We start from the raw sequence: 4335 nt of genomic DNA, 5'->3' as shown, positions 1-4335 counted from the left end.
TTCACAACAACGCTGGCAACGGCATCATCCCGACCCCCATCACCATGGACGAGCTCGAGGACATGCTGATGGAGCACGGCATCATGAAGGCCGTCGACGAGAGCCAGGTCGGCAAGACCGCCGCCGACCTCGCCGCCGGCTGAACGTGACGTAGGCGGGCCGGCCTCGTGCCGGCCCGTCGCCCCGGACGCCGGGCCGCGTGACTGCCCCATGGCATGTCGCGAATATTTCAGATGGCCCCGGCGTGACCTTTTCGATACGCCTTTTCATACAGCCTATCTCGAGACTTCTCAGACGTCCCGGTCCCTCGCCTTCGGGCGGGGGACCTTTTGCAGGACGAAAGTCGCCGCCACCGTCCGCCGCGACCGCAAGAGGTCTTCCTCACGTGCTTCCCTGATCCCCCGCGAGGCGTCACGCCTTGCCCCGATGCGGATCAAACGCGACACGCCTTCACGATCCACCGCCCTTCGCACCGCGCCCTTCCCCGGCCGCGTCGGCCTCCGGACACCGGGATGGCCACAAAACGAAGCGAGCGTCGCAATTGCGACGCGTCATCGCGAGGCGCTCGCAGGTCAGCGCGGCGCGACGCGCAGCTGTCGCCTTCCTGACAAGATTCCAGATCCACGACGAAGGATGACTGCGCAAAGGCATCGCCGGTTCTCGACAATACTGCGCAAACCATTGCCAATGCGAATGATTCACAGATGACACTGGCCTGACAGGCCGCCTTGGCACGCCACTTGCCAGTCTTCCGTGCAAAGCCGTCGTGAAGGGCTCGGAGCGAATTCATGCACATTGTCGTCTGCATCAAACAGGTCCCGGATTCAGCGCAGATCCGCGTCCACCCCGTCACGAACACGATCATGCGGCAGGGCGTGCCGACGATCATCAACCCCTACGACCTGTTCGCCCTGGAAGAGGCGATGCGCCTGCGCGACAAGTTCGGCGGGGAAGTCACGGTCCTCACCATGGGCCCGCCCTCCGCGGAAGACTCCCTGCGCAAGGCCCTCACCTACGGCGCCGACCGGGCCGTGCTCCTGACCGACCGCTTCTTCGCCGGCTCCGACACCCTCGCCACCAGCTTCGCCCTCGCCACCGCCATCACCAAGATTGGTGAGACCTATGGCGTGCCGGACCTCGTCTTCACCGGCAAGCAGACCATCGACGGCGACACCGCGCAGGTCGGCCCCGGCATCGCCAAGCGCCTCGGCCTGATGCAGGTCACCTATGTGGCCAAGGTGGCGGAGTTCGATCCGGCCGGCCGCACCATCACCCTGGAGCGCCGCGCCGAAGGCGGCACGCAGGTGCTCAAGAGCAAGCTGCCCTGCCTCGTGGCCATGCTGGAAGCCACCAACGAGATCCGCCGCGGCACCATGGAGAACGCCCTGCGCGCCGCCCGCGCCGAGATCGTGAAGTGGAGCGCCAAGGAGGCCGGCGTCGAGGACATGAGCAAGTGCGGCCTCAAGGGCTCGCCCACCATCGTGAAGCGCGTGTTCGCGCCGAGCCCGCGCGCCGAGAAGGCGAAGTTCATCGAGGCGCCCGAGGGCTCGAACCTCGCCGAGGCCCTGATCGCGGAAGTGTTTGCCCGCCAGCCCAATCTCGAAGCCGACCTGACCGCGCTGGCGCGCGGCTTCTGATCGCCCGGGACCAAAGAACAGAGAGCCGACCATCATGAGCGAGCCGAAGACACCCCCAGCCCCCGCCGCCGGCGGACGCGCGTCGACCAAGAAGGAACTGCCGGAACACTTCAAGGCGTACAAGCACGTCTGGGTGTTCATCGAGCAGGAGCGCGGCCAGGTCCATCCCGTCTCCTGGGAGCTGATGGGCGAGGGTCGCAAGCTCGCCGACAAGCTCGGGGTCGAGCTCGGCGCCGTGGTGCTGGGCGCCGAAGGCGAGACGGTGCGCGGCGCGGTGGCCGAAGCCTTCTGCTACGGCGCGGACCTCGCTTATGTGGTGGCCGATCCGGTGCTCACCGACTACCGCAACGAGGCCTACACGGCCGCGATGACGGACCTCGTGAACACCTACAAGCCGGAAATCCTGCTGCTCGGCGCCACCACCCTGGGCCGCGACCTCGCCGGCGCGGTGGCGACCACCCTGCTCACCGGCCTGACCGCGGATTCCACCGAGCTCGACGTGGACGCCGACGGCTCGCTCGCCGCCACCCGCCCCACCTTCGGCGGCTCCCTGCTCTGCACCATCTACACCCTCAACTATCGCCCGCAGATGGCCACTGTGCGCCCCCGCGTGATGTCCATGCCCATCCGCGTGGAAAAGCCGGTCGGCCGCGTGGTCGAGCACAAGCTCGGCGTGGTGGAAGACGACATCGTCACCAAGATCCTGAGCTTCCTGCCCGATCGCGATTCCAACAAGGCGAACCTCGCCTACGCCGACGTGGTGGTGGCGGGCGGCATGGGCCTCGGCTCGCCGGAGAACTTCCAGCTGGTCAAGAACCTTGCCGCCGCCATGGGCGCCGAGTTCGGCTGCTCCCGCCCGCTGGTGCAGAAGGGCTGGGTCTCCTCCGACCGCCAGATCGGCCAGACCGGCAAGACCATCCGCCCGCGGCTCTACATCGCCGCCGGCATTTCGGGGGCGATCCAGCATCGCGTGGGTGTGGAAGGCGCGGATCTCATCGTCGCCATCAACACCGACAAGAACGCTCCCATCTTCGACTTCGCCCATGTGGGCATCGTGACCGACGCCATCCGCTTCCTGCCCCTGCTGACGGAAGCCTTCGACAAGCGCCTGTCCGCCCACTCCCGTGACAAGCTCGCCAGCTGAAGGATTGCTCCGATGATCGACGAAAAGTTCGATGCGATTGTCATCGGCGCCGGCATGTCCGGAAACGCCGCGGCCTATACCATGGCGAAGCGGGGCCTCAAGGTGCTCCAGCTTGAGCGCGGCGAGTATTCCGGCTCGAAGAACGTGCAGGGCGCCATTCTCTACGCGGACATGATGGAGAAGATCATTCCCGACTTCCGGGAGGATGCTCCGCTTGAGCGGCACCTGATCGAGCAGCGCTTCTGGATGATGGGCGAGAACTCCCATACCGGGCTGCAGTATCGCTCCGACGACTTCAACGAGGAAAAGCCGAACCGCTACACCATCATCCGGGCGCAGTTCGACAAGTGGTTTTCCAGCAAGGTGCGTGAGGCCGGTGCCCTCGTCGTCTGCGAGACCACGGTGACCGAGCTGGTCCAGGACGCCTACGGCAAGGTGATCGGCGTGAAGACCGATCGCGGCGGCGGCCAGATCCACGCCGACGTGGTGGTGCTGGCGGAAGGCGTCACCGGCCTGCTCGGCACCCGCGCCGGCCTGCGCAAGATTCCCAAGCCCACCGAGGTCGCCCTCGCGGTGAAGGAAATGCACTTCATGCCGCAGGAGGTGATCGAGCAGCGCTTCAACCTCAAGGGCAATGAGGGCGTCGTGATCGAAGCCGCCGGAACCATCTCCAAGGGGATGACCGGCATGGGCTTCATCTACACCAATCGCGAGTGCATCTCGCTGGGCCTCGGCTGCCTGGTCTCGGATTTCCAGGCCAGCGGGGAATCGCCCTACCAGCTGCTCGAGAAGTTCAAGCGCCACCCCTCCGTCGCCCCGCTGATCGAGGGCTCGGAGGTGAAGGAATACGCCGCGCACCTCATTCCCGAGGGCGGCTTCAAGGCGATCCCCCAGCTGTTCGGCGATGGCTGGGTGGTGGTGGGCGATGCGGCCCAGCTCAACAATGCCATTCATCGCGAGGGCTCCAACCTCGCCATGACCTCGGGACGGATCGCTGCAGAGGCGATTTTCCAGGTGAAGTCCCGCAAGGATCCCATGACGGCTTCCAACCTGTCGCTCTACAAGAAGATGCTGGACGACAGCTTCGTCATCAAGGATCTCAAGAAGTACAAGGACATGCCTCAGCTTCTGCATGTGCAGTCGCAGAACTTCTTCCTCACCTATCCCCAGCTGGTCAACAAGGCCATGGACAACTTCCTGCGTGTCGACGGCACGCCGAAGAAGGAGAAGGAGAAGATGACGGTGAAGTCCTTCACCTCCGCGCGGTCGTGGGCGGGCCTGTTCGGCGACGCCTTCCGCCTCGCCCGCGCCTGGCGCTGACACCCTTCACTCAGCGCTCCATCGTTCGGACCCAGGTTTCAAAGACACAGGTTTCTCGGAACCAGGCGGCGGATGTCATCCGCCGCCGCCAACCTTCGGGAGTTTCCCCATGGCCGCCACCGAACCCGCCGTTCGCGTCGAGGACAAGCTCTTCCAGAACCGCTATCTCGTGGATGCCGGCCGCGCCCACATCAAGGTGCGCCCGCATACCACCCCCTCCCCGGCCCTCAAGGC

The 4335-nt window shown here is 65.6% G+C and carries 3 protein-coding genes and 2 pseudogenes; all 5 read left to right on the top strand.

Translation table 11 applies throughout. The features are described from left to right. Positions 1-143, top strand: a pseudogene (gene nifH / locus K9U40_RS22135) (nitrogenase reductase); the annotation flags it as partial. Positions 144-788: 645 nt separating this feature from the next. After that, on the top strand, positions 789-1637 hold the full coding sequence (locus tag K9U40_RS22130) for an electron transfer flavoprotein subunit beta/FixA family protein (RefSeq protein ID WP_282892272.1): 849 nt from the start codon (positions 789-791) through the stop codon (positions 1635-1637). A gap of 34 nt (positions 1638-1671) precedes the next feature. Next, positions 1672-2781, top strand: coding sequence for an electron transfer flavoprotein subunit alpha/FixB family protein (locus K9U40_RS22125; protein WP_282892271.1), 1110 nt, complete (start codon positions 1672-1674; stop codon positions 2779-2781). Positions 2782-2793: 12 nt separating this feature from the next. Beyond that, complete coding sequence (locus tag K9U40_RS22120) at positions 2794-4101, top strand: FAD-dependent oxidoreductase (protein WP_282892270.1); 1308 nt, start codon at positions 2794-2796, stop codon at positions 4099-4101. 109 nt (positions 4102-4210) lie between these two features. Then, a pseudogene (locus K9U40_RS22115) lies at positions 4211-4335 on the top strand (ferredoxin family protein); the annotation flags it as partial.

The organism is Xanthobacter autotrophicus (genome assembly GCF_030015065.1).
Lineage (GTDB): Bacteria > Pseudomonadota > Alphaproteobacteria > Rhizobiales > Xanthobacteraceae > Xanthobacter > Xanthobacter autotrophicus_D.
Note: the sequence above shows the minus strand (reverse complement) of the source record. Positions and strands in the feature narration are given on the sequence as shown.

Bases quoted from the DNA above. Each gene is read 5' to 3' on its own strand.
- K9U40_RS22130 (WP_282892272.1), top strand. From the start codon at position 789: ATGCACATTGTCGTCTGCATCAAACAGGTCCCGGATTCAGCGCAGATC.
- K9U40_RS22125 (WP_282892271.1), top strand. From the start codon at position 1,672: ATGAGCGAGCCGAAGACACCCCCAGCCCCCGCCGCCGGCGGACGCGCG.
- K9U40_RS22120 (WP_282892270.1), top strand. From the start codon at position 2,794: ATGATCGACGAAAAGTTCGATGCGATTGTCATCGGCGCCGGCATGTCC.